The sequence below is a fragment of the Ferrovibrio sp. genome (genome assembly GCF_002796975.1).
GTDB lineage: Bacteria > Pseudomonadota > Alphaproteobacteria > Ferrovibrionales > Ferrovibrionaceae > Ferrovibrio.
The window spans coordinates 1-22,593 of record NZ_PEKV01000014.1 but is presented as its reverse complement, the minus strand read 5'-3'; the positions used below and the strand labels follow the sequence as shown (position 1 = coordinate 22,593).

Here is a 22,593-nt window from a genome sequence, read left to right as displayed (position 1 = left end):
TCGCCGGGGGTAAAATTCCGTAAAATCAGGGTATCAGGCGGACATGGGCGACGGTTTCCAATTTCTCGACATCCTTCTGCTCGGCGCCATCGCCGGCTTCATCGCGCTGCGCCTGCGCGCGGTGCTGGGCCAGCGCACCGGGCATGAGCAGAAGCGTCGCCGCCCGGGCCCCGCCGACAAGGATGGCGCTGCCAAGGATGGCGAGAGCGCCGAAGACAATGTCGTCGCCCTGCCGCGTCGCGATGCGTCGGATGCCGCCGGCCTCGCTGCCGATCCGGCCCAGGAGGCGATCCTTGCCCCGCTGCGCGCCGTCGATCCCGATTTCGACGCTGCCGAATTCGTGGGCGGCGCCAAGGCTGCCTATGAAATGGTGGTGACGGCTTTTGCCGCCGGCGACAAGGACACGTTGCGCCCGCTGCTGTCGCGCGAAGTATTCAACGATTTCGCCGGCGCCATCGATGACCGCGCCAAGCGCGGCGAACATATGGAAACCACTTTTGTCGGCCTGCGTGGCGCCGCGATCACCGAGACCCAGGTGAACAACCGCATCGCCGAAGTGACGGTGAAGTTCGAGTCCGAGCTGATCAGCGTCACCAAGGATGCCCAGGGCCATGTGATCGGCGGTCACGCCAACAGCGTCGACCAGGTCACCGATATCTGGACCTTCGCCCGCGACACCCGCTCGCGCGATCCGAACTGGACCCTGATCGCCACCTCCGCGCCGAATTGAGGCGCGACGGTATGGCGCGGCGCAGTCTCGCCCTCGTTTTTCTGATCGTTGTCGCGGCCTGCGCGCCCAAGGCGCCGCCGCCCGCGCCCCCTGCCATTGCTTTTCAGCCCGCCGGTTTCGCCGACCTGCCTGGCTATGCCGCCGATCGCGTCGCCGAGGCTCTGCCGGCGCTGAGCCGCAGCTGCGCGCGCATGACGCCGCGCAACGAGCGCCGGCTCGACAGCCATGACCGTTACGGCACCGGTAACGACTGGAAGCCCTTCTGCACGGCGCTGGCCGCACTGCTGCCGGGCGACGATGCCGCTTTGCGCCGGCTGATCGAAAACGAATTGCAGCCGGTCGCCGTGATCGGCGATGGAAAAACAGAAGGCCTGTTCACCGGCTATTACGAACCGCTGGTGCGCGGCAGCCGCCAGAAACACGGCGTCTACACCACGCCGCTGTATCGCATGCCGCCCGATCTGGTGCAGGTCGATCTCGGCGAATTCCGCGACAGCCTGAAGGGCCAGCGCATTGCCGGCCGCGTGCGCGACGGCCGCCTGCGGCCCTATGAGGATCGCGGCCAGATCGATGCCGGCGCGCTGAACAACAAGAATCTGGAACTGGTCTGGCTCGACGATGCCTCCGATGCCTTCTTCCTGCAGGTGCAGGGCTCCGGGCTGGTGCAGCTCGATACCGGGCAGAAGCTGCGCGTCGGTTTCGCCGCGCAGAACGGCCATCCTTATGTCGCCATCGGCCGGGTGATGATCGAGCGCGGCACGCTGACCCGCGAAGATGTGTCGATGCAGGCAATCCGCGCCTGGCTGCGCGCAAATCCCGATGCCGCACCCGAACTGCTGCGGCAGAATCCGTCTTACGTGTTCTTCCGCGAATTGCCGGCGCCGAAGGACGATCTCGACGGTCCGCCCGGCGCGCAGGGCGTGGCGCTGGTGCCGGGCCGCAGCCTGGCCGTCGACCGCAGCCATTTTGCGCTTGGTCTGCCGCTCTGGCTTGACGCAACGCGGCCTGCGGACAGCGGCAATGCGTCCGTGCCGTTCCAGCGCCTGATGGTGGCGCAGGATACCGGCGGCGCGATCCGTGGCGCCGTGCGTGGCGATGTCTTCTGGGGTGCGGGCGCGCAGGCTGAAAGCATCGCCGGCCGCATGAAGCATCCCGGCCGGGCCTGGCTGCTGCTGCCGAAAGCCGTGGCGGCAAAACTTCTCGCCATCTCCTGACGCGTCAGTCCATTCCGACAAAGGCGCCAGCGCCGAAAATGCAGTCGATACTGCTGCCGTCGCTGGCCAGCGGCGCATGCAGACCTTCGTATTGCAGGAATTCCTTGTTGCGGAGCCAGCTCACCCGGCCATGGTTCATCACCGGCGCGCGGCGCTGCACCACGACGGCATAGAGCCGGTTGAACTCCGCTGCGACAGCCGGCGGGAATACATCGTCGATCACCTTGCCGACCAGGCCGGGGCCGTAGACCTCGACATGCTTTTCGCCCAGCAGCCGCACGCGGAAGCGCCAGCGATCCGGCACACCGCCCGGCAGCACGTCGATCAGATAGACATGCGGCAGCAGGCTGCGCAATTCGAGCGGATCGAGATCGCTGCGGGCAGGCAGGCGGCCCGCCATTCCGTCCTTTGGGGCATGACATTTCGACTGCCAGTAGCGCAGCAGCGCCAGCAGCACAGGGGCATGCGGCTCGGGCCCGTCGGCGGCACCCGTGGCACTGAAACGCAGGCTGGCCGCATCCAGCGGGACGGCGGGATCGATCATGCTGCCAATCTGGAACGGCACCGTCCGACGAACAAGTGAAAATCTGGATATGCCATGGCAATCAATACTTTCTGTCGAACAGAGCCGTCCGGCAGATTTCCCTGCCGCCTTCACCGTGGCATAGTGCGATTAACAGTCCCTGCCGCAAAACCGGATCTGCCCCGAGTCAGCCATGTCGTCATCGCCCGCCACCAGCCCCGTCATTATCCGCGTCTCCGAAGAGCGCGACATCGCCGCCATTGCCGCGATCTATGGCCATCATGTGCGGCATGGCTTCGGCAGTTTCGAGGAAGTGCCGCCCGATACGGACGAGATGGCGCGCCGGCGCGCCGACATTCTGGCGAAGGATTTTCCCTACCTCGTGGCCGAACTGGACGGCCGCGTGGTCGGCTATGCCTATGCCAGCGCCTATCGCCCGCGCATCGCCTATCGGTTTTCGGTCGAGGATTCGATCTATGTCGCGCCGGATGCGCCGCGCAAGGGTATCGGCCGTGCGCTGCTGGAAAGCCTGATGGCGCGCTGCGCCGTGCTGGGCTATCGCCAAATGGTGGCGGTGATCGGCGACACGCAGAATACCGGCTCGATCGCATTGCACGCGACACTGGGTTTCCGCGTCGTCGGCACGCTGCCCTCGATCGGCTTCAAACATGGCCGCTGGGTCGACAGCGTCTTCATGCAGCGCCCGCTCGGCTCGGGCGACAGTACCCTGCCCAACCAGCAGATCAGGCCGGATTAAGTTTTTGGGGGAGCTGCGAGCCGGCGGCCCAGATGAGAGCGGTTCTCATATTGAAATAATTGGATAATCCGGCTAACTTGTCAGGCAGCTGATGAGCACCCTGACAGATATACGTCCTACGTCCCGGGCGGACGCCCTCGCCGAGACCCTGCTGCAGCCGATCCTGGCCGGCGACTGGCGGCCGCATGACCGGCTGCCGTCGGAACATGCGCTGGCCGCGCAATACGAGGTCAGCCGCGCCGTGGTGCGCGAGGCGATCGCCCGGCTGAAAACCGACGGCTATGTCGAAACCCGCCAGGGCAAGGGCGCCTTCGTCGCCGCCGCCCCCGGCGCTACCGCTTTCCGGCTCGACAACGGAGAGGCCGGCGACACGCATTTGCTGGAACTGCGCGCGCTGATCGAGGCCGACTGCGCAGCGCTCGCCGCCGAACGCCATACCATCCTCGACCTTGAGCGCCTGTGCGCGGCATCCGACGCGATGCGCGACGCGGTCGCCAAAGGCGGCCTCGGCCTGGAAGAGGATATCCGCTTCCACGACGTGCTGGCGCAGGCCGCCCATAATCCGGCCTTGCGCCGTTTCGCCGCCTTCATCGGCCGCCATGCACGCGAGGCGATGCAGCTGGCGCGACTGTCGCGGCTGAAGGAACAGAACCGCCTGGCCGAAATCGAAGGCGAGCATCAGGCGATCATCTTCGCCGTGTCGACGCGCGATCCGCAGGCCGCCCGCCTCGCCGTGCAGTATCACATCGCCAGCGGCCTGCGCCGCCATGGCCTGAGTTGAGTTACGGAGCCCAGCATGTCCCAGATTGACTCAAAACCCCGCGTTGCCCTGTTCGTCACCTGCCTGGTCGACCTGTTCCGGCCCAGCGTCGGCTTTGCCGCGATCAAGCTGATGGAAGATGCCGGCTGCGTCGTCGAAGTGCCCGAGGCACAGGTCTGCTGCGGCCAGCCGGCCTATAACTCGGGCGATCGCAACGACACTGCGGCCATCGCGAAACAGGTGATCGAGGTCTTTGAAGACTACGACTATGTTGTCGCGCCCTCAGGCTCCTGCGGTGGCATGATCAAGGACCACTATCCGGCCTTGTTCGCGGCCGAGCCCGACTGGCAGCGCCGCGCCGAGGATCTGTCCGGCCGCATGCATGAACTGACCAGCTTCCTGGTCGATGTTCTCAAGATTCAGAGCGTTCAGACCGCACCGCAGGATGTGAAGATTACCTATCACGATTCCTGTTCCGGCTTGCGCGAACTCGGCGTGAAGGCGCAGCCGCGCGCGTTGCTGGAGAGCGTGCAGGGACTCGAACTGGTCGAAATGCAGACGCCGGAAACCTGCTGCGGCTTCGGCGGCACCTTCTGCGTCAAATACGGCGAGATCTCGACCGATATTGTGAGTCGAAAGACCGCCGATATCAACGCCACCGGCGCCGATCTGCTGCTGGCCGGCGATATGGGCTGCCTGCTCAACATGGCCGGCAAGCTGAAACGCGAAGGCAGTCCCGTGCAGGTGCGCCATGTGGCGGAAGTACTGGCCGGCATGACCGATCTGCCGGCCATAGGTGAATCTTCGCTGGGCGAGAGCAAGTGAGGGCCGCGCCATGAGCATGCAGATCACCGCGCAGAATTTCGAAGCCAATGCCGCCAAGGCGCTGAAAGACCCGAATCTGCGCAAGGCGATGCAGATTATTGGCGGCCCGATGGCGAGCCGCCGCGTCGAAACCGCGCGCGAACTCCCCGAGTTCGAGGCGTTGCGCGACGAAGGCGTCAAGATCAAGAACCACGTGCTGAAGCATATCGATCTCTATTTGGAGAAATTCGAGCAGCAGCTGACCGCGCGCGGCGGCAAGCTGCACTGGTGCCGCACGCCGCGCGAGGCGCGCGAAACCATCCTGGCGCTGTGTCGCTCGCGCAATGCGAAACTGGTCACCAAGGGCAAGTCGATGGTGACCGAAGAAATCGGGCTCAATGCCTTCCTCGAGGAACATGGCATCACCCCGGTCGAAACCGATCTCGGCGAATACATCATCCAGCTGGCCCACGAACCGCCCAGCCACATCATCGGCCCGGCGCTGCACAAGACGCGTGAGCAGGTCGCCGAACTGTTCGAGGATCACCATCCGGATTACGAACTGCCGAACATGCCGGGCGTGAAAGCCGGTCCGCGCTCCACTGAACCGCAGGTGCTGGTGACGGAAGCGCGCCAGGTGCTGCGCGACCGTTATTTCCAGGCCGATGTCGGCATCACCGGCGCCAACTTCCTGATCGCCGAAACCGGCGCCACCGTGATCGTCACCAACGAAGGCAACGGCGATCTCACCCAGTCGCTGCCGAAAATGCATATCGCGGTCAGCAGCATCGAGAAGGTGATTCCCAATCTGGAAGACCTCTCGACCATCCTGCGCATCCTGGCGCGCTCGGCCACCGGCCAGGAGATGAGCTGCTACACGACGCTCTCCTGTGGCCCGAAGCGGCCGGAAGACAAGGACGGGCCGGAAGAGTTTCACGTGGTACTGCTGGATAACGGTCGCAGCGAAATGCTCGGCACGGCACTGGAACCACTTCTGCGTTGCATCCGCTGCGGTGCCTGCATGAACAACTGCCCGGTCTATCACTCGGTCGGCGGCCATGCCTATGGCTGGGTCTATCCGGGCCCGATCGGCGCGGCGCTCGACCCGCATATGATCGGGCTGGAAACCGCGCGGCATCTGCCGAATGCCTCCACCTTCTGCGGCAAATGCGAGGAAGTCTGCCCGATGCGCATTCCGCTGCCCGATGTGATGCGCTGGTGGCGCGAACAGGCGCATGAAAAGCAGATCACGCCACCCTTGCAGCGCTGGGGTATCGAGGCCTGGGCCTTTGCCGCGAAACATCCCTGGCTTTACCGGCTGGGCGCGGGCATCGCGATTGGCCTGCTCAACATGCTCGGCAAGGACAAAGGCAGGCTTGCCTCGCTGCCGCTCGCCGGCGGCTGGACCGACGGCCGCGATTTCCCCGCGCCACAATCTGCCAGCACCTTCATGTCGCAATACAAATCGAAGCAGGGAGCCGCCCGATGAGCAGCTCCCGCGACCGCATCTTCGCCACGCTCCGCAGTGGGCTCAAGCACACCGTCAACGATCCGGCGCGGCCGGAAGCTGTCGCCGAGCGCATCGCGCGTCGCACGCCGAACCTGGTGCCGCAGCGCGCACAGATTCCGCATGCCGAACAGGTGGCGCTGTTCACCGCCAAGGTGGAAGCGCTCACCGTCACGGTCGACAGCGTGCCGGCCGAACAGGATGTGCCGGGCAAGGTGGCGGAATATCTGGCGCAGCATAACCTGCCGTCCCAGTTGCGCGTCGCGCCCGATCCGCTGCTGGAAAACCTGCCGTGGGGCGACCGTCCGATGCTGCAGGTCGATTACGGCCACGGCCGCAGCCAGGATCTGGTCAGCGTGACGCCGGCTTTTGCCGGCATCGCCGAAACCGGCACGCTGATGCTGCACTCGTCCACGACGACGCCGACCACGCTGCATTTCGTGCCCGACCATCATATCGTGGTGATGAAGGAGAGCCAGATCACCGGCTCGCTGGAAGACGCCTTCGCCCGCCTGCGCGACAAGCTCGGCACGGCCGACAAGACCGCGGCGGAAAACTGGCCGCGCACGGTGAATTTCGTCACCGGTCCGTCGCGCACCGCCGATATCGAAGGCGTGCCTGTCCTCGGCGCCCATGGACCGCGGCGCCTGCATATCGTACTCATCGCGGATGGCACCCCGTAAGGCACCCGTCAAACCGACGCCGCTGATCCCGGACCAGGACGTCTGGCAGCAGGTGGTGCAATCGGCGCGTCCGCTGAAAAAAGCGGCCAACGTCGTGCCGCAGCCGCTCGCACCTTTACCCAAGGTCTACAAACCGGAAGGCGCCGGTGCGGCCGCCTATGCCAAAGCCGAGGCGAAGCAGAAGGCCGTGTTGCCGGCGCATGGTCGCCACAGCGAAAAGCCGGCGCCGCAGATGGACAAGCGGCTGCGCCAGCGTTTCGAGCGCGGCGAACTTCCGGTCGAGGCGCGCATCGACCTGCACGGGCTGACTCTGGCCAATGCCGAACGCGCATTATCAAAATTCCTGCGCGATGGTATCGCGCAGCAGAAACGCTGCCTGCTGGTGATCACCGGCAAGGGCAGTGTCCGGGCCGACAACGAAATCGAGATCATGCAGAAAGGCCGCGGCGTGTTGCGCGCCTGGCTGCCGGACTATCTGAAGCGCGGTCCCTGGCGCGACCAGATTCTCGGCGTCGCGCCGGCGCGCAAGGAAATGGGCGGCGCCGGCGCCTTCTATGTGCTGCTGCGCCGGCAACGTGAGGAAGCGCCGGTTAAACGTCCTTGAAAGAGGCGAAGATGGCGGGAAGAGGTGTGGGATGATCGCGCTCATAGTCTTAATTGCAGGAGCTGCATACATCGCTTTGGCTGCATGGCTCAGCCATCTCTTTTCGAGGTGGGCAGTGACGAGCCGATCGAAGTGGAGCGCGAGAGGAGTCATTTTTTCTGCGCTTGCTCTCATCCCGTTTATTGATCTGCCTGTCGTACGGCTTGTCGGCCCAGGAATATGTGCGTCGTCTGCCGACGAGATCAAAACCGCAGCGACACCGGAAGGGTCAGGAATTAATCTTGGACACACACCACATTGCGCTACGCAGTGCCTGACCCTCCTCAAACATCTGAATCGCGAGTCCAATCAAGGATATGTCGAGGCATTTTTTTCGCGGACTGCCGACAACCTCAGTCGGGACGTGGACTATACGAAAGGTATGTCCCCAGTGTTTCCAGTCCCAGATGTTGGTCTAAGCAGATTGGAAATTGTTGCTGAGCGGGCAGAGTGCGACCACTACTTTTCGGTTCTCCAGCGATATAGGGATGCTGGGCGAGATGACATTGCGCGTTCTTTTGACGGAATAGTCGGGCCTCAGCGGTGTATTAAGGTGTCGCCCATAGAGCGAGTTATGAGTCCGATTTCTCTGGAGCAACGATACAAGGTTGAGAATTACCCCGTTATTAAGGTAACCCGCTCAACTGAGGGGTTAGTAGATCGAACTGGAAACTTTGTCCCTCTCAATATGCTTGTTGGGATTCGTGGTGATTGGGTGGTCGGAAAAATCATCCCGCCAATCTCCGAATTCGGAAACCAGTATTTCTGCGAGTTGAAAAGACAAGCTGTGGTTGGGGCCCAGTAAGCGCGGGAACTGGTAGAAGACCTCGCCCATCCGACGATGCCCGGTCAAAATCGCGCGGCGCGGAGCTCAGAAACGCCGAGCCATTACGGACCAATCCCGTCACGCTTGCCAAGTGTGTGACACAGGCGGAAAGTGGCGAAAATTTTGAAAGCCAGCAGGTCCGCCATGTCGATCCACCAGTATTTCTCGCCTGACTACGCCACCGCGCGTCAGAAATTTCTCGATGCCGCGAAACATGCCGGCGCTGAAATCGAAAGCATCCAGCATCCCGACACCGGCATTGCCGGCGAAGACCTGTTCACCGACATCGCCTGGCTCGGGCCGAAGGATGCGCGCAGCGTGCTGGTCACGGTGTCGGGTACGCATGGCATCGAAGGCTATTACGGCTCGGGCTGCCAGGTCGGCTGGCTGACTGAAGGCCATGCCGCGAAGCTGCCGGCCAACACCGCCATGCTGTCGATCCATGCCAGCAACCCCTACGGCTTTTCCTGGGGTCGCCGCGTCAACGAAGACAACATGGACATCAACCGCAACTTTATCGACTTCGATGCGAAGTCGCCGCCGGCCAATCCGGCCTATGCCGAAGTGCATGACTGGCTGGTGCCGCACAGCTGGAGCGACGAGATCGCCGCCGGCATCCAGACCAAGATCGCCGACTATTACGCGCGCGTCGGCGGTAAAGCGGCGACCGCTGCCATCGTTGGCGGCCAGCACAGCCATGCCGACGGCATCTTCTACGGTGGCACGCAGGCCTGCTGGTCGCACAAGACGATCAAGGCTGTTTGTGCAAAGTATCTGAACTCTGCACAGCGAATCTGCGTGCTCGACTACCACACCGGCCTCGGCCCGTTCGGCTATTCGGAAATGATCTGCCGCCATCCGGTCGACTCCGATTCGCTGAAACTGGCGCGCCAGTGGTTCGGCGATGCGGTCACCTCGCCGGCGATGGGGCAATCCGACTCGCCGATCATCGAAGGCAACCTGCGCATGGGCATCGCGCGTTTCTGCGCCCAGGCCACCGTGGTGGCCAGCGCCATCGAGGTCGGCACGCTGTCGTCTGAAGAAGTGCGGCTCTCGGTGATCGCCGACAACTGGCTGCATCTGCGCGGCGACGTGTTCTCGCCGGCCGGCCGCCAGATCAAGGCGCAGATCCGCGCCGCTTTCTATCCCGACAACGACGAGTGGCGCGGTCTGTGCTATCCCCGCGCCGTCGAGATCCAGAAACTGGCGCTGGCCGGACTGGCTGCGGCTTAACGGGCTGCCGCTTAACCGGCAGACTTTACGACGGGGACCGCGCCGCTTTTCGCCCGCGGTGCGGTATCCCAGCGGCGCAGCACTTCGTCATACCTGCCGTTGCGGCGGATCGCAGCCAGCCCGCGATTGAAGCTGATGCAGTCCTCCTGGCGCTGGAAGGCGACGCCATAGAGCGTGGCCAGGAAGATATCGTGTTCGGCGAGCGGCTGCGCGGTGTCCACGCCGGCCTCCGGGCTGCGCATCATGTAACGAAAGATGCGGCGCTCGGCCAGCACCACATCGGTGCGGCCGGAAAACAGTGCGCGCACCTGCAGCATCTGGTTGGCGACCTCGCGATAGCGCCCGGCATTCGGCGCCAGCGCGCCCACCGTCGGCCCCAGCAGCACATGCGCATTCTGGAAAGCCGTCACATCGAAGGCGGTGAGGTCAGCCGGTGTCACGATATCCAGATTTCGGCGTTGCAGGCTGAAGGCCATGTTGCGGTAGGCCAGCACGGTATCGCTGATGCAGCCGGGCAGACGCATCGCCGGATTGGCCGGCACGAAGGCCTGCAGCGAACCGCGCCGGAAATCCTCGGGCAGCCGGGCAAACGGAGCGACCACCGGCCGCACCTTCATGCCGGCGGTGCTGGCAGCCAGTGTCACCAGCTCGTATTCCAGGCCGCTCAGCGTGCCATCGGTGGCTCGTATCACATAGGGGGCACTCGGTCGGAAGCCGATGGCAATATCCGTTTGTGCCGAGGCCGCGGGAGCCAGACCGGCAGCGACGAGAAGGGCGACACAGAGCGTGAAGAGGTGGCGTAACGGCACGCCACGATATTAGGATGCCGGTCATGCGTCGTCCATGCACCTTACCGAGAGCGCTGCGGCTGTGACGCCGTTCGGTGCGCGCATCCGGGCCCTGCGCGAGGCGCGCGGCATCGCGCTGAAGCAGATGGCGGCCGACCTCGGTGTGTCGTCAGCGTATCTCTCCGCGCTCGAACATGGCCATCGCGGCCGGCCGAGCTGGCTGCTGTTGCAACGCATCTGCGGCTATCTCAACATCATCTGGGACGATGCCGAGGAGCTGGCCGAACTTGCCAGAATGTCCCACCCGCGCATCACCATCGACACGGCGGGACTGACGCCGAAGGCCACCCTGCTGGCCAATGAACTGTCGCGCCGCATCGCCGATCTGGACGACACCCGGCTGGAGCAGCTGCTGAAACTGCTGCGGGGCTGAATTCGGCGCCGCAAAAAAATTGCCGCAAAACCGCCGCATTCGGTAATGCGACGGCATTGCCGCGATGGCACCAAAGGTAAATCCGGACGTTAGACCTCCATAAGCCAGGAGGTCAGTCGTGCAGGTTGCGCGGGTCAGTCGCCCGGAGAAGATCACCAAGCCGCGGACGGTGGCCCAGCAGGGGGCAGAGCCTGCCGAGGGGATTCTGCGGCCCGGCAGCAATGTCTGGCGCCGCGCCACCGCCGGCCGCGCCACCATGCTGGTGGATGCCGCGGCCTATTTCGGCGCGCTGCGCCAGGCTTTGCGCAATGCGCGCCATTCCGTGATCATCACCGGCTGGGATATCGACAGCCGCACGCTGCTGGTCGGCCCCGACGGCAAGACCGGCGACGATCTGCCCGAGCAGTTCGGCGCCTTCCTGACCGAGTTGGTGCATCGCCGGCCGCAGCTTTCGATCAAGCTGCTGCTGTGGGATTACTACTCGGCGGTCTATTCGCTGGAACGCGAACTGATGCCGGCGCTGGCGCTGCAGTGGAACACGCCGCGCCAGATCGAACTCTGCCTCGACGACGTACTTCCCATCGGCGCCTCGCATCACCAGAAGATTGTGGTGATCGACGATGCGGTTGCCTTCTCAGGTGGCCTCGACATCACCATCCGCCGCTGGGACAACAGCCAGCACGAGCTGCATAATGAGCGGCGCGTCGATCCGGCTGGCAAAACCTATCCGCCGTTCCATGACGTGCAGATGATGGTGGATGGCGCTGCCGCCGCCGCGCTCGGCCAGCTGGTGCGCGGCCGCTGGTATCGCGTGACGCATGAACTGCTGACGCCGGCGCCGCCGCATTTTCGTACCGGCGACTGCGATCCCTGGCCGGTCGCGGTGCGGCCGGATTTCACCGGCAGCATCAGTGTCGGCATCGCCCGCACCGAGCCCCGTTATGGGCCGGAGCCCGAGGTGCGTGAAGTCGAGGCGCTGTTCCACGACATGATCGATGCGGCCGATCGCATCCTCTATATCGAGAACCAGTTTCTCACCTGCATGGCGCTGGGCCGCCGGCTGGTCGAACGGCTGAAGCAGGCGCGCGATCTCGAAGTGCTGATCGTCGCACCGAAGACGCACCATACCTGGCTGGAGCAGCAGAGCATGCTGGCCGGTCGTATCCGCTTCATGCAGCTGGTCGAGGACGCCGGGCTGCAGGATCGCGTGCGCTTCGTCTATCCCTGTCTGAAGAACGACGGCAGCGTGAAGGACCGCGATGCCGAGGTGATGGTGCATTCCAAGGTGATGGTGGTCGACGACCGGCTGCTGCGCGTCGGCTCGGCCAATCTGTGCAACCGCTCGATTGCCGTCGATACCGAATGCGACCTGGTGATCGAGGCGGGCACGCCCGACCAGCGCGCGTCGGTGGCGCGCGCCCGCAACCGCCTGCTGGCCGAACATTGCGGTGCCACGGTCGAGGAAGTCGAAACCCTGCTGCAGCAGACCGGCTCGCTGTTTGCCACGCTGGAGGCGCTGAAAGACCGCGAGCACCGGCTCTGCCCGATCCATGACGACATGCCGGGCGGTTTTGACCTGATCGGCGCGGTCGCCGATCCGCTGCGCCCGCTCGAAGCCGACCGCTACCTGCCCGATCCGAGTAACGAACCGGTACCGCAGCGTCGCATTTCCTCGCTGATGATCATCGGGCTCTGCGTCGTCGCCGTTATCGCGCTGGTGCTGGTCTGGCGCTACACCCCGCTGGCCGAATGGGCCTCGCCGCAGCGGCTGGCGGCGGCTTTCCGCGCCGTGGCGCAAAGCCCGCTGTCTTTCCCCATCGTCGTCGGAATCTTTATCGCCGCCGGTTTCATCGCTTTCCCGGTCACGCTGCTGATCGCCGCCACGGCGATCACGTTTGGCACTTGGGAGGGCCTGTCGGTGGCGCTGACCGGCTCGATGGCCAGCGCCCTCGCGACCTATGCGGCCGGGCGCTGGCTCGGTGCGGATCTGCTGCGCCGCGTGATGGGGCCGCGCATCAATCGGGTGGCACGCAAGGTGAAGAGCAACGGCATTCTCGCCGTCACCACCATGCGCGTGATGCCAACTGCGCCCTTCATGCTGGTCAACCTGGTGGCCGGCGCGACGAAAATCCGGCTGCTGGATTACACGATCGGGACTTTCCTGGGGCTCGCGCCCGGCATCGTCATCATGTCGGTGCTGGGCGGTCGCCTGCTGGAAATGATGACGCGGCCCTCGCTGCTGGATATCGCGCTGATCGCCGGTTTCCTGCTGCTCTGGGCCGGCCTGTCCTACATCATGCAGCTGATCGTCGCGCGTCTGCGGGATAAGTTCGGTGCGACAGAATCCCCCCAGACTTAATACCGTCCGCATCCTGACCTGGAATGTGCATGCTGGCGTCGGTCCCGACGGCGTCTACGACCTTCCGCGCATCGCAGCATTGGTACGCCGGCACGAACCCGACATCGTGGCGCTGCAGGAAATCGATTCCCGCGGCCGCAGCAGCGATGCCTTTGCCTATATGGCCAAGGCGCTGGGCAGCCACGCCGCCGAGGCGCGCACCATTTCGACGCCAGATGGAGATTACGGCCATGTGCTGATCAGCCGCTGGCCGATGACCGGGATCGCGATCCACGATCTCTCGGTCAGCCGGCGCGAGCCGCGCCGCGCCATCGAAACCGTGGTGCAGACTCCCTATGGCCCGCTGCATCTCGCCTCGGTGCATCTGGGTCTGGGCTTCCGCGAACGGCGGCAGCAGGCTGCGATGCTGTCGGCTATCGCCGGCACGGCGCGGCAGACCACGGTGATGCTGGGCGACTTCAACGACTGGTTCATCTACGGCACGGTGCGTCGTGCGCTCGCCACCGTGATGCCGGGCCGCACCAAGCTGCGCAGCTTTCCGGCCATCTGGCCGGTTTTCATGCTGGACCGCATCTACTGCCGGCCGCGCCATGCGCTGGTGCAGTGCTGGACCGATCCGCTCGGCCGCCGCGTCTCGGATCATCTGCCAGTCTTCGCCGATATCCGCATGGAAGAGGCCGAGCCGGGCCCGCAGTCGCTCAGCCTGGCCGAAGCGCGCGCCCAGGCCGAAATGGAAGAAGACGTTTAAGCCTTCTGTGGCGCGCGGGCCAACTCTAACGCGCCTGTGGCGCGCGGGGTTGCGCCAGCCGCATGCCGCTGTCGACCAGCAGGGTCTCGCCGGTGACATTGACCGCCGCAGTCAGGAAGAAGGCGATGCTCTGCGCGATGTCTTCCGGCTTGTTCGTCGTGCCGAGCGGTGCGAAGGACTGCCAGGTCTGCTGCGCTGTTTTGTAGGCCGCCTCGCCCATGCCCTGCTGCAGCCATTCGCCCTCGACGAAGCCGGGACAGACCGCGTTGATCCGCACCTCCGGCCCGAGCACGCGGGCAAGCGACAGCGTCATGCCGTTCAGCGCCGCTTTCGAGGCGACATAGGCAATCGAAGATCCGGTGCCGTAGACGCCGGCGATGGACGACACGTTCACCACCGCGCCGCGCCGGGCGCGCAGATGCTTTTCGGCCGCGCGCACCATCTGGAACGGCGCAATGCTGTTGACGGCGAAGATGTCGTGGAAATCCTGCGCCGACAGTCCGGCGAGGTCGCGATGGGCGACGAATTTGGTGGTGCCGGCGTTGTTCACGAGATAGTCGAGATGGCCGAAGCCGGCGATAGTCTCGTCCACCACGCGGCGGCAATCGGCGTCGTCGGCCACATTGCCCTGCACCAGCAGCGCCTCGCCGCCCGCCGCCTTGCACTCAGCGGCGACTTTCTCGGCGGCAGCCCGGCTCTTGGAGAAATTGATCGCCACGCTGCAGCCGCGGCCGGCCAGCAGTTTCGCGGTGGCGGCGCCGATGCCGCTCGACCCGCCGGTGATCAGTGCCACCTTGCCCTTGAGATCGCTCATTCTTCGTCCCCTCCATTTTGCGGAGGATGCTAGCAGGCGTCAGCCGGCGGGCTCTACCGTCCGGCCGACGAAATCCAGCGGCCCGCCGTTGCCGAGATCGACAAACACGCGCTCGCTCACGTCGCGATACTGCGAGAAGCCGGTTTCCTTCATATCCCAGCCCGCCTCGCCCTGCGGCACCAGGGTGACATAGAGATAGCGCGGCCGCGCCGGTGCAGCGTCGTCGGCCACCGGCATATTCACGACCTCGCAGGTCACCTCGTGACCGAAGCGGTTGGTGGTGATCAGCCGGGTCAGCATGCCGCAATCATGCGCCATGCAGGCGACATAGGCTGCGCTTGCGGTGGCCTGGCGTTGCTTTGGCACGAAATCGAGATAGGGCCGGCCGGTCGGATTGGTGCCGAGCAGATGGATGTAGGATTCACCGGCGAGGCGATAATGCGGATCGGCCGGGATGTCGCAGTCCATCACCACCATATGCGGCAGGCAAGGTTTGAGCTGCACCAGATCGATCGCAGATTTGACCGGCAGGCCGCCGACCTGTTGTCGCAGCCCGGCGTAGTAATCAACCAGCTGGTGGGAAACCGGGTGGCTCAGCCAGCTGCGTGCGGCAGGCAGGGATGCATAACGAAGCAGTCGTTCCGACATGCTTCGGCCTTAGCATCCACGGGCGCAGCTTTCAACTGCACAATCGGTGAGATTTCCCGACCGGGGCGGGTGCGACATAACCCCGAAGGATGCCGTCTGAGACGATCACGAGCGGTATGGTTTGGAAGGCGTGGATGGCCGGGTGAGCTGCGTCCCTTCGAAGCGGTGCGGCGCTAGAGAATGTATTTGCTGAGGTCGCTGTTCTTGGCCAGATCGCCGACGCGCTGCGTCACATAGGCCGCATCTATCGTGATAGTCTCACCGGAATGGTCAGCTGCCGAGTAGCTGATCTCCTCCAGCACGCGCTCCAGCACGGTGTGCAGCCGGCGGGCACCGATATTCTCCACGCCTTCGTTCACCTCATAGGCGATCTGCGCCAGTGCATCGATGGCGTCGTCGCTGAACTGCAGCGTCACCTGCTCGGTGCCCATCAGCGCGGTATACTGCTTCAGCAGGCTGGCTTCCGGTTCGGTCAGGATGCGCTTGAAGTCGTCGCGCGTCAGGCCCTTCAGCTCGACGCGGATCGGCAGGCGGCCCTGCAGTTCGGGCAGCAGGTCGCTCGGCTTGGCCAGCGAAAACGCGCCCGAGGCAATGAACAGGATATGGTCTGTTTTTACAGCGCCGTGTTTTGTATTGACCGTCGTGCCCTCGATCAGCGGCAGCAGGTCGCGCTGCACGCCTTCGCGGCTGACATCGCCGCCGCCGCGATATTCGCTGCGGGCGCAGATCTTGTCGATCTCGTCGAGGAAGACGATACCGTTCTGCTCGACCGCGTCGATGGCTTCCTTCACCAGGTTGTCCTGATCGACCAGCTTGTCGCTCTCTTCCTGGATCAGCGCCTTCATGGCGTCGCCCACATTGGTCTTGCGCGGCTTGCCGCGCGCGCCGCCGAAAGCCTTGCCCAGCATGTCCTGCAAATTGGCCATGCCCATCTGCGCGCCCGGCATGCCGGGAATCTCGAACATCGGCATGCCGCCGGTACCGGCATCCTTCAGCTCGATCTCCAGTTCTCGCTTGTCGAGCTCGCCCTCGCGCAGCATCTTGCGGAATTTCTGCCGCGTCTCGACGCTGGCCTTGTCGCCGACCAGTGCATCCAGCAGGCGCTCTTCCGCCGCCAGCTCGGCACGCGCCGACACATCCTTGCGCTTGCGCTCGCGGATCATGGTCAATGCACCTTCCAGCAGGTCGCGCACGATCTGTTCGACATCGCGACCGACATAGCCGACCTCGGTGAACTTGGTGGCTTCTACCTTCAGGAAAGGCGCATTGGCCAGCTTGGCCAGGCGGCGCGAAATCTCGGTCTTGCCGACGCCGGTCGGACCGATCATCAGGATATTCTTGGGCAGCACTTCCTCGCGCAGGCTGTCCGGCAGCTGCTGGCGGCGCCAGCGGTTGCGCAGCGCGACAGCCACGGCCTTCTTGGCATCATGCTGGCCGACGATATAGCGGTCGAGTTCAGAAACGATTTCACGCGGCGAGAAAGAGGTCATGACAGCTTTTCGACTATGATGTTGCCATTGGTGTAGACGCAGATATCGGCGGCGATGTTCAGGCTCTTGCGCGCAATCGCCTCGGCATCCATGTCGTTGCGATCGATCAGCGCACGCGCCGCGGCGAGTGCGTAGTTGCCGCCAGAGCCGATGCCGATCAGGCCGTCTTCCGGTTCCAGCACATCGCCGGTGCCAGTCAGCACCAGCGAAACGGATTTGTCGGCCACCGCCATCATCGCCTCCAGGCGGCGCAGATAACGATCGGTGCGCCAGTCCTTGGCCAGTTCGACACAGGCGCGCGCCAGCTGGTTGGGATAACGTTCCAGCTTGGCTTCCAGCCGTTCAAACAGGGTGAAGGCATCGGCGGTTGCTCCGGCGAAACCGGCCACCACGGAACCGTCGCCGAGACGGCGTACCTTGCGCGCATTCGACTTGATCACGGTCTGGCCCAGGCTGACCTGGCCGTCGCCGGCCAGAACGATCTGGTTGTCCTTACGGACAGCAATAATTGTCGTCATGATGGGGGGCCTCGGCTTCGGAACGGACCTTCATGTAGGGATGCAGATGTCTGCCTGCAAGCCGGTCGCATTGCATCGCAGCGGCGGCGTCTGTGATGATTGGCACAACCGGCGGTCTATGCAACCCCGGGATGGCTTTGCCGGGTTGCGGCCCGCCCCCTCGACTCGCGGCAGGCGCTACCGTAAAATTTGCCGGTCGGCGCAGGCAGGCCTGACAGGGGTATTGAATGAATTATCTGATCGACCCGCAAGGGCATTGGTGGCGTTGGCCCTCGGCCACTCTGGCGGAGCGGCTCGGCTATCCCGATCCCGATTTCGATCTGGCCGGCTATGCGGCGCGCAATCTCGGCTATGTCTGGCTGGTGGTCGACAAAGACGTCACGTTGCTGCAATTCCGCGCCGGCATGGTCAGCCAGGCCGCGGTGACGTCGCTCAAGCCGTATCTGCAGAAGGCGATCGCCAGTCGCCCGGTTGGCCTGGTTTACTTCGCCAGTGGCTGGCTCGAAGAAGCCTATATCGAGGCCGAGCCGCTGCTCGCGCGCCTCGACGAACTCGCGCCGCTGCGCGAGGCGCGCATGCGCGACCAGTTCATCCGCGCACCGCAGCTGCCCTATGACTGGTTGTTCACAGCGCCGCAGCAGCTCACCAGCATTTTCGAATTGTGGCGTTTCGAGTCAGGCGAATTCTCCGCCTCGGTGCAGCGCTTCCTGCACAACAGCGGTCTGGCCGAACGCACCGTGTTGCTGCAGCCGGACGATGACGGTCACCTCTATGTCGACAACAGCGGTGCCGGCTTCACCGTCTACGACAATTTCTCTTTCCATCACAAGCAGGACCGCCGTCGCATCGAGGATCAGCCTGATCGCGCCTATGGCCGCTGGGTGGCGGAAGCCTATCGTCATACGCTGATGCATGGTGCGCCGCAGATCGACGACATCGATGCGATCATCGACGAGCCCGGCTACGACGCGCGCCGCCGCCGCTATCAGCGCGTGATCCTGCGCTGGCGCCTGCCTGCCGGCGGAACGCTGCTGACCGGCAGTTCGCTGATCAACCAGAACATCTCCATCCCGCTAGACGTCGGTAGTGCCCAGCCGCAGCATTGACGCTGCAGGCCGGGCACTGTCCGTATTTTCTCAGGCGCATTCTGTTTTTTAGTTGAGTGCAGGCTGTGCAGTCGTCTCCGGCTGCCTGGAGGGCGCGCGGGTTTCACCGGCGCTGTCGAGCAGATCGTCGAAGCGGGCCATGTCGGCCAGCTGTTCCTTGCGATCCATCCAGACCAGCGTGCCATCCAGGCGCAATTCGGTTTCCGAATTCATCCAGCGGATACCGGGCTCGATGTTGCGATAGCCGTAGGCCGTCGCCACGCCTTTGCTGACCAGCGCATGACTCACCATGCTGAAGGTGAACTCGCTGTCCCACAGTGTCAGCGCCAGTGCGCGGCTGATGCGCGGCAGGATCATCGGCATCAGTCGCTTGCGGTACTCCGGATGGATCCAGGTGCCGCCCGAATACACGATGCGGCCGCGGACATGCGATGCGCTCGCGGTGTCGACCAGGCAATGTTCGCCGGGCTGCTTCTGCTCATCGGGACGCGGATAGAACAGCCGCAGGCTGGTCAGGTAATCCTTCAGCGTTTCGCTGCCGGTGTCGAAGACGCGCGCCGCCTGCGTGGTGACGATGTCGCCCATGTCGTCGCGGCCGATCAGCCAGAAGCCGCATTTGCGGTCGATGCCGCCATAGGCGCAATCGAAGCTTGGCGCCAGACCGTGCCAGCTACCCTGGTTGCGGGCATTGGTTTCGCGCAGCAGTTCGAAATCGGTGCTGAGCGTCAGCGTCACGCCGCGGTCGCGCGCAGCCCTGTCGGCGGTCAGGAAAAAACGACCCAGGTCTTCGCGCGGGCCGTGCTGCAGGGTGATCTGGTCCGGCAAGCGCCGGAATGCAGTGGTCTGAATACGGGAATGATAGGTCATGCTTGCCTCCGTGGCTCTAGGTTGACGGAGGCAGACTATACACCTGTGGTTAAAGAAGTGGCGGCATGGATGCGCTTTGGTTGTAGTCCTTACGGATAGGAAAACCGGCGCAATAAAAAACCGGGCCGTTGCNNGCAGCGGCGGCTTCGCCGCCTTCCTCGCCCTCGCCCTTGCCGCTGTAAGACGCGGCGGCGGCCTTGATCAGCTGGAAGATGCGGTCGCGCACCATCGCGTCGGTGATCTTGCCGAAGTTGCGTACCAGTTCCAGCGCCTGGCGGCGCGAGATCGGGCTCTTGTCCTGTTCGATCTCCGAAACGACGGCATGTTCGGGCCGCGCGGTCGGCTGCTGCTCGATACCAGGCATGTCTTCGAAGAAATACGACGGCGGCACATTCAGAATCTGGGCGAACTGCTGCAGGCGGCTGGCGCCGATGCGGTTCAGGCCCTTCTCGTATTTCTGAATCTGCTGGAAGCTAAGCTGAACCGAAGCGCCGAGGCGTTCCTGGCTGAAACCGGCCAGAGTACGGCAGGCGCGCAGCCGGGCCCCGACATGGGCGTCGTATGGGTTCGGTTTACGCATGGACTTCTCCATTACAAGTGAAGCTCCTTCAAGCATCGGATGTAGTGTTTTTACCATTAGTTGCCAGCATCTGCTACCCGGTTGCAGTTTTGTGGCCCGGATTAAAACCGCCGCATTTCCTCGACTTACCGGCATCCGGTGCTGGTCGAATCCGCCTTGAACGAGAATGGTTTACCACTGAAGACAACCATGGCGTCGGGGTATTTCCGGGCGTTGTTCGCGCTGGGCGAGATCATTCTAAAATTTTGGTAACACAGAACCGGTGGCGCCGGCCGCTGCTTCCTCCCGGATGGACCGGCGCCGCCTGGCCCGGCGCTGTCTGCCCGGCATTGTCCGCCGGCCGGGCGCCGTCGGCAGAATGGCGGATCTCGGCGCTGTCAGCCTTGCCGCGCCGTCTCATCGCCCGGCGCATCGGTTCGTCGCCATCATCGTTCGTGGGGATCGTCGCGCTTCCGGTCCGCAGGCGCATGCCGACAGCATTTCCTTCACCGAAAACGTGATCGCAGACTCGGCGGGCATGACAGAAACATCCAATCAACCATGACGTCATGGCATGGCTTCCCATCATCTGAAACAGCGTCGTGCGCACCAGGATTTGCTAGCGTGATTTCACACGACAACGGCTTGACCGCTGCGTCGGCTGTCGTGAGGCTGCTGCCACGGGGAAACGTCAGACAGGGCATCGTCACCTGTTGGGCTGCATCATGCGGCGGAGTAGAGGATTGTTCCCCGATATGCACTGCCATCGACGTATGCCGCCGCCCGGTCTCTTCCATTTTCTTTTCATCTGTTTTTTGACGCCGGCCCTGCCGGCGACGCTGCTTTACGGAGTCCGGTGATGACCATGTCCGATACTGCCCCCGATCTCGCCTTCGATCCCGACACCGCGCCCAGCACCGCGGCTGACAAGACGGGCCGGATGCAGACGCGTCAGGCACCGCTCATGGCCTGGTTCGGCCGGCTCGGCATCCGTGCGCGTATCGCGCTCGGCTTCGGTGTTGCGCTCGGCCTGCTGATAATCGTCTCGGTGGCGTCGATCTATGGCGTGCAGACCGGTCGCAGCGCGTTCGGCACCTACGACTCCATCAGCACCAACAATCAGCGCCTGCAGCAGTTCGAACGCGACATGCTGGATCTGCGCCGCAACCTGTTGCTGTTCATCGAACGCGACGATCCGCGCGGCCTTCTCGCCACGCGCCGGCTCGAACCGCAGATGACCGAAACGCTCGACAGCCTGCTCGCCAACATGCGCGATCCGCAGCGCCGCGCCCTGCTGGCCGAGGCTGCGCCGCAAATGAAGGATGTCTTCGCCAGGCTGGCGCAGGCGATCACCGCACGCAACACGCTGAAGTCCGTCACCGGCAGTCAGCTCGATGTCTACGGGCCGCGGGCGCGCGACAGCCTGGTGCAGCTGGTGAAGGCGGCCAACAAGAAGCAGGACTTCGCCTCCGCCAGCGAGGCCGGCCTGGTGCTCGACGCTTTCTCCGAAATCCGCATCGCCGCCACGCGCTTCATCGGCATGGGCGACATGGCGATGGCCAACGAGGCGCGCGGCAAGGTCGGCACTTTCGTCGACATGATCGAAGATCTGAAGGCCGTGCTGGACGATGCAGCGTTGCAGAAGCTCGCCGCTGAAGCGGAAGGTTTCGCCAAACAGTACGAGGTCGGGATTCTCGCCGCCGCCGCGGCCGCAGGCGATATCAACCGGCTGGTCTATCAGGAAATCGAACAGGAAATCGCACAGATCGTCGAGAAGACCGACCAGGTGAAGACCAGCCAGACCGCAACGCTGGTGCAGGAACGCGACGATGCCATCACTGTTTTCGACACCACCTTCATCACCGTGCTGGCGGTTTCTGTCGCGGCGCTGCTGATCGGCATCGTGTTTGCCTGGCTGATCGGCCGCAACATCGCCAATCCCATCGCGGCCCTGACGCAGGCGATGGCGGTGCTGGCGCGCGGCGATTTCAGCGCAGATGTCCCGGGCCTGCAGCGCGGCGACGAGATCGGCCGCATGGCCGACGCCGTTGCGGTGTTCAAACAGAACGGCGCCGAGAACGAGCAACTGCGTCAGGCTGTTGATGAAGAGCGCCGCGGTGCCGAACGCACGCGTGGCGAACAGGAAGCCCTGCTCGACCGTGCTGTGGGCGAGATTGTCGCAGCGGCAGCGGCGGGCGACCTGCAGCGGCGCATCGACACGGCACCGCTCGATGGCGTGGCGATACGGCTGGGCGATGGCATCAACCGTCTGCTCGATGCGATCAACGCTGCTATCGCCGAGGTCGGCGGCGTGCTGGCCGGTCTGGCCGCCGGCGATCTCACGCGCCGCGTCGATGGCGATTATCATGGCGTGTTCGCCAAGCTGCAGGGCGATGTGAACACGGCCGGCGAAACGCTGGCCGATGCGATGCGTCAGATCGCGCAGAGCGCCAATACCGTCCGCGACGCTTCGGCGGAGATTTCGACGGGCAGCCAGGACCTGGCGCAGCGCACGGAATCTCAGGCGGCGGCGCTGGAGCAGACGGCGGCCTCGATGCACGAGGTGACGGCGACGGTGAAGCA

The 22,593-nt window shown here is 64.1% G+C and carries 24 protein-coding genes; 15 read left to right on the top strand and 9 right to left on the bottom strand.

Translation table 11 applies throughout. The features are described from left to right. Positions 1–43: 43 nt before the first annotated feature. A complete protein-coding gene (locus CTR53_RS16480) occupies positions 44–730 on the top strand; it encodes a Tim44/TimA family putative adaptor protein (protein ID WP_290815828.1) in 687 nt (228 codons plus the stop codon). Between the two features lie 11 nt (positions 731–741). Next, positions 742–1,944, top strand: a complete 1,203-nt coding sequence (locus CTR53_RS16475) for an MltA domain-containing protein (RefSeq protein ID WP_290815826.1) — start codon at positions 742–744, stop codon at positions 1,942–1,944. Positions 1,945–1,948: 4 nt separating this feature from the next. On the opposite strand, the gene CTR53_RS16470 is transcribed toward CTR53_RS16475, so the two are convergent. Further along, positions 1,949–2,488 carry a PAS domain-containing protein gene (locus tag CTR53_RS16470; protein ID WP_290815824.1) on the bottom strand — a complete coding sequence of 180 codons (540 nt, stop codon included), beginning with the start codon at positions 2,486–2,488 and terminating at the stop codon, positions 1,949–1,951. A gap of 172 nt (positions 2,489–2,660) precedes the next feature. Here CTR53_RS16470 and CTR53_RS16465 point away from each other — a divergent pair, with 172 nt between their 5' ends. The 8 genes from CTR53_RS16465 (at position 2,661) to CTR53_RS16430 (ending at position 9,680) form a co-directional block, all read left to right on the top strand. Beyond that, positions 2,661–3,224, top strand: coding sequence for a GNAT family N-acetyltransferase (locus CTR53_RS16465; protein ID WP_290815822.1), 564 nt, complete (start codon positions 2,661–2,663; stop codon positions 3,222–3,224). 91 nt (positions 3,225–3,315) lie between these two features. Then, positions 3,316–4,005, top strand: coding sequence for a FadR/GntR family transcriptional regulator (locus CTR53_RS16460; RefSeq protein ID WP_290815819.1), 690 nt, complete (start codon positions 3,316–3,318; stop codon positions 4,003–4,005). Positions 4,006–4,020: 15 nt separating this feature from the next. Then, positions 4,021–4,809 carry a (Fe-S)-binding protein gene (locus CTR53_RS16455; RefSeq protein WP_290815816.1) on the top strand — a complete coding sequence of 263 codons (789 nt, stop codon included), beginning with the start codon at positions 4,021–4,023 and terminating at the stop codon, positions 4,807–4,809. 16 nt (positions 4,810–4,825) lie between these two features. After that, on the top strand, positions 4,826–6,277 hold the full coding sequence (locus tag CTR53_RS16450) for a LutB/LldF family L-lactate oxidation iron-sulfur protein (protein ID WP_290816159.1): 1,452 nt from the start codon (positions 4,826–4,828) through the stop codon (positions 6,275–6,277). Continuing rightward, a complete protein-coding gene (locus CTR53_RS16445; protein ID WP_290815813.1) occupies positions 6,274–6,978 on the top strand; it encodes an LUD domain-containing protein in 705 nt (234 codons plus the stop codon). The genes CTR53_RS16450 and CTR53_RS16445 overlap by 4 nt, the downstream gene beginning before the upstream one ends. Next, a complete protein-coding gene (locus CTR53_RS16440; protein WP_290815811.1) occupies positions 6,965–7,582 on the top strand; it encodes a Smr/MutS family protein in 618 nt (205 codons plus the stop codon). The genes CTR53_RS16445 and CTR53_RS16440 overlap by 14 nt, the downstream gene beginning before the upstream one ends. 31 nt (positions 7,583–7,613) lie before the next feature. Continuing rightward, the gene (locus CTR53_RS16435) at positions 7,614–8,426 is read left to right on the top strand and encodes a hypothetical protein (protein ID WP_290815808.1); all 813 of its coding nucleotides are present in this window, start codon (positions 7,614–7,616) and stop codon (positions 8,424–8,426) included. A gap of 165 nt (positions 8,427–8,591) precedes the next feature. Further along, positions 8,592–9,680: a M14 family metallopeptidase gene (locus CTR53_RS16430; RefSeq protein ID WP_290815805.1), complete on the top strand. Its 1,089-nt coding sequence runs from the start codon at positions 8,592–8,594 to the stop codon at positions 9,678–9,680. 11 nt (positions 9,681–9,691) lie between these two features. On the opposite strand, the gene CTR53_RS16425 is transcribed toward CTR53_RS16430, so the two are convergent. Next, positions 9,692–10,489 (bottom strand): ABC transporter substrate-binding protein, encoded by a 798-nt coding sequence (locus CTR53_RS16425; protein ID WP_290815802.1) that lies wholly within the window; start codon positions 10,487–10,489, stop codon positions 9,692–9,694. A 61-nt stretch (positions 10,490–10,550) separates the two neighbouring features. Here CTR53_RS16425 and CTR53_RS16420 point away from each other — a divergent pair, with 61 nt between their 5' ends. From CTR53_RS16420 to CTR53_RS16410, 3 genes are all read left to right on the top strand, one after another. Next, positions 10,551–10,901, top strand: a complete 351-nt coding sequence (locus CTR53_RS16420) for a helix-turn-helix domain-containing protein (protein ID WP_290816156.1) — start codon at positions 10,551–10,553, stop codon at positions 10,899–10,901. Between the two features lie 118 nt (positions 10,902–11,019). Beyond that, a complete protein-coding gene (locus CTR53_RS16415; protein ID WP_290815798.1) occupies positions 11,020–13,260 on the top strand; it encodes a VTT domain-containing protein in 2,241 nt (746 codons plus the stop codon). Then, the gene (locus CTR53_RS16410) at positions 13,235–14,008 is read left to right on the top strand and encodes an endonuclease/exonuclease/phosphatase family protein (protein WP_290815795.1); all 774 of its coding nucleotides are present in this window, start codon (positions 13,235–13,237) and stop codon (positions 14,006–14,008) included. The genes CTR53_RS16415 and CTR53_RS16410 overlap by 26 nt, the downstream gene beginning before the upstream one ends. A 25-nt stretch (positions 14,009–14,033) precedes the next feature. On the opposite strand, the gene CTR53_RS16405 is transcribed toward CTR53_RS16410, so the two are convergent. From CTR53_RS16405 to hslV, 4 genes are all read right to left on the bottom strand, one after another. Beyond that, positions 14,034–14,822, bottom strand: a complete 789-nt coding sequence (locus CTR53_RS16405) for an SDR family NAD(P)-dependent oxidoreductase (RefSeq protein ID WP_290815792.1) — start codon at positions 14,820–14,822, stop codon at positions 14,034–14,036. 39 nt (positions 14,823–14,861) lie between these two features. After that, positions 14,862–15,470: a PAS domain-containing protein gene (locus CTR53_RS16400; protein ID WP_290815789.1), complete on the bottom strand. Its 609-nt coding sequence runs from the start codon at positions 15,468–15,470 to the stop codon at positions 14,862–14,864. 173 nt (positions 15,471–15,643) lie between these two features. Further along, positions 15,644–16,960, bottom strand: a complete 1,317-nt coding sequence (gene hslU / locus CTR53_RS16395) for an ATP-dependent protease ATPase subunit HslU (protein ID WP_290815786.1) — start codon at positions 16,958–16,960, stop codon at positions 15,644–15,646. Next, positions 16,957–17,478 (bottom strand): ATP-dependent protease subunit HslV, encoded by a 522-nt coding sequence (hslV, locus tag CTR53_RS16390; RefSeq protein ID WP_290815783.1) that lies wholly within the window; start codon positions 17,476–17,478, stop codon positions 16,957–16,959. The genes hslU and hslV overlap by 4 nt, the downstream gene beginning before the upstream one ends. A 227-nt stretch (positions 17,479–17,705) precedes the next feature. On the opposite strand from hslV, the gene CTR53_RS16385 reads away from it, so the two are divergent. Continuing rightward, positions 17,706–18,584 carry a hypothetical protein gene (locus CTR53_RS16385; protein WP_290815780.1) on the top strand — a complete coding sequence of 293 codons (879 nt, stop codon included), beginning with the start codon at positions 17,706–17,708 and terminating at the stop codon, positions 18,582–18,584. Positions 18,585–18,632: 48 nt separating this feature from the next. On the opposite strand, the gene CTR53_RS16380 is transcribed toward CTR53_RS16385, so the two are convergent. The 3 genes from CTR53_RS16380 to CTR53_RS16370 all read right to left on the bottom strand — a co-directional run bounded on the left by CTR53_RS16380 (position 18,633) and on the right by CTR53_RS16370 (position 20,620). Then, a complete protein-coding gene (locus tag CTR53_RS16380) occupies positions 18,633–19,451 on the bottom strand; it encodes a hypothetical protein (protein WP_290815777.1) in 819 nt (272 codons plus the stop codon). Positions 19,452–19,500: 49 nt separating this feature from the next. Further along, the gene (locus CTR53_RS16375) at positions 19,501–20,031 is read right to left on the bottom strand and encodes a helix-turn-helix domain-containing protein (RefSeq protein ID WP_290815774.1); all 531 of its coding nucleotides are present in this window, start codon (positions 20,029–20,031) and stop codon (positions 19,501–19,503) included. 232 nt (positions 20,032–20,263) lie between these two features. Next, complete coding sequence (locus tag CTR53_RS16370; protein WP_290815771.1) at positions 20,264–20,620, bottom strand: hypothetical protein; 357 nt, start codon at positions 20,618–20,620, stop codon at positions 20,264–20,266. Between the two features lie 255 nt (positions 20,621–20,875). Here CTR53_RS16370 and CTR53_RS16365 point away from each other — a divergent pair. Continuing rightward, on the top strand, positions 20,876–22,593 hold a 1,718-nt coding region (locus CTR53_RS16365), incomplete at its 3' end, for a methyl-accepting chemotaxis protein (protein WP_290815768.1).

Bases quoted from the DNA above. Each gene is read 5' to 3' on its own strand.
- CTR53_RS16480 (WP_290815828.1), top strand. From the start codon at position 44: ATGGGCGACGGTTTCCAATTTCTCGACATCCTTCTGCTCGGCGCCATC.
- CTR53_RS16475 (WP_290815826.1), top strand. From the start codon at position 742: ATGGCGCGGCGCAGTCTCGCCCTCGTTTTTCTGATCGTTGTCGCGGCC.
- CTR53_RS16470 (WP_290815824.1), bottom strand. From the start codon at position 2,488: ATGATCGATCCCGCCGTCCCGCTGGATGCGGCCAGCCTGCGTTTCAGT.
- CTR53_RS16465 (WP_290815822.1), top strand. From the start codon at position 2,661: ATGTCGTCATCGCCCGCCACCAGCCCCGTCATTATCCGCGTCTCCGAA.
- CTR53_RS16460 (WP_290815819.1), top strand. From the start codon at position 3,316: ATGAGCACCCTGACAGATATACGTCCTACGTCCCGGGCGGACGCCCTC.
- CTR53_RS16455 (WP_290815816.1), top strand. From the start codon at position 4,021: ATGTCCCAGATTGACTCAAAACCCCGCGTTGCCCTGTTCGTCACCTGC.
- CTR53_RS16450 (WP_290816159.1), top strand. From the start codon at position 4,826: ATGCAGATCACCGCGCAGAATTTCGAAGCCAATGCCGCCAAGGCGCTG.
- CTR53_RS16445 (WP_290815813.1), top strand. From the start codon at position 6,274: ATGAGCAGCTCCCGCGACCGCATCTTCGCCACGCTCCGCAGTGGGCTC.
- CTR53_RS16440 (WP_290815811.1), top strand. From the start codon at position 6,965: ATGGCACCCCGTAAGGCACCCGTCAAACCGACGCCGCTGATCCCGGAC.
- CTR53_RS16435 (WP_290815808.1), top strand. From the start codon at position 7,614: ATGATCGCGCTCATAGTCTTAATTGCAGGAGCTGCATACATCGCTTTG.
- CTR53_RS16430 (WP_290815805.1), top strand. From the start codon at position 8,592: ATGTCGATCCACCAGTATTTCTCGCCTGACTACGCCACCGCGCGTCAG.
- CTR53_RS16405 (WP_290815792.1), bottom strand. From the start codon at position 14,822: ATGAGCGATCTCAAGGGCAAGGTGGCACTGATCACCGGCGGGTCGAGC.
- CTR53_RS16400 (WP_290815789.1), bottom strand. From the start codon at position 15,470: ATGTCGGAACGACTGCTTCGTTATGCATCCCTGCCTGCCGCACGCAGC.
- hslU (WP_290815786.1), bottom strand. From the start codon at position 16,960: ATGACCTCTTTCTCGCCGCGTGAAATCGTTTCTGAACTCGACCGCTAT.
- hslV (WP_290815783.1), bottom strand. From the start codon at position 17,478: ATGACGACAATTATTGCTGTCCGTAAGGACAACCAGATCGTTCTGGCC.
- CTR53_RS16385 (WP_290815780.1), top strand. From the start codon at position 17,706: ATGAATTATCTGATCGACCCGCAAGGGCATTGGTGGCGTTGGCCCTCG.
- CTR53_RS16380 (WP_290815777.1), bottom strand. From the start codon at position 19,451: ATGACCTATCATTCCCGTATTCAGACCACTGCATTCCGGCGCTTGCCG.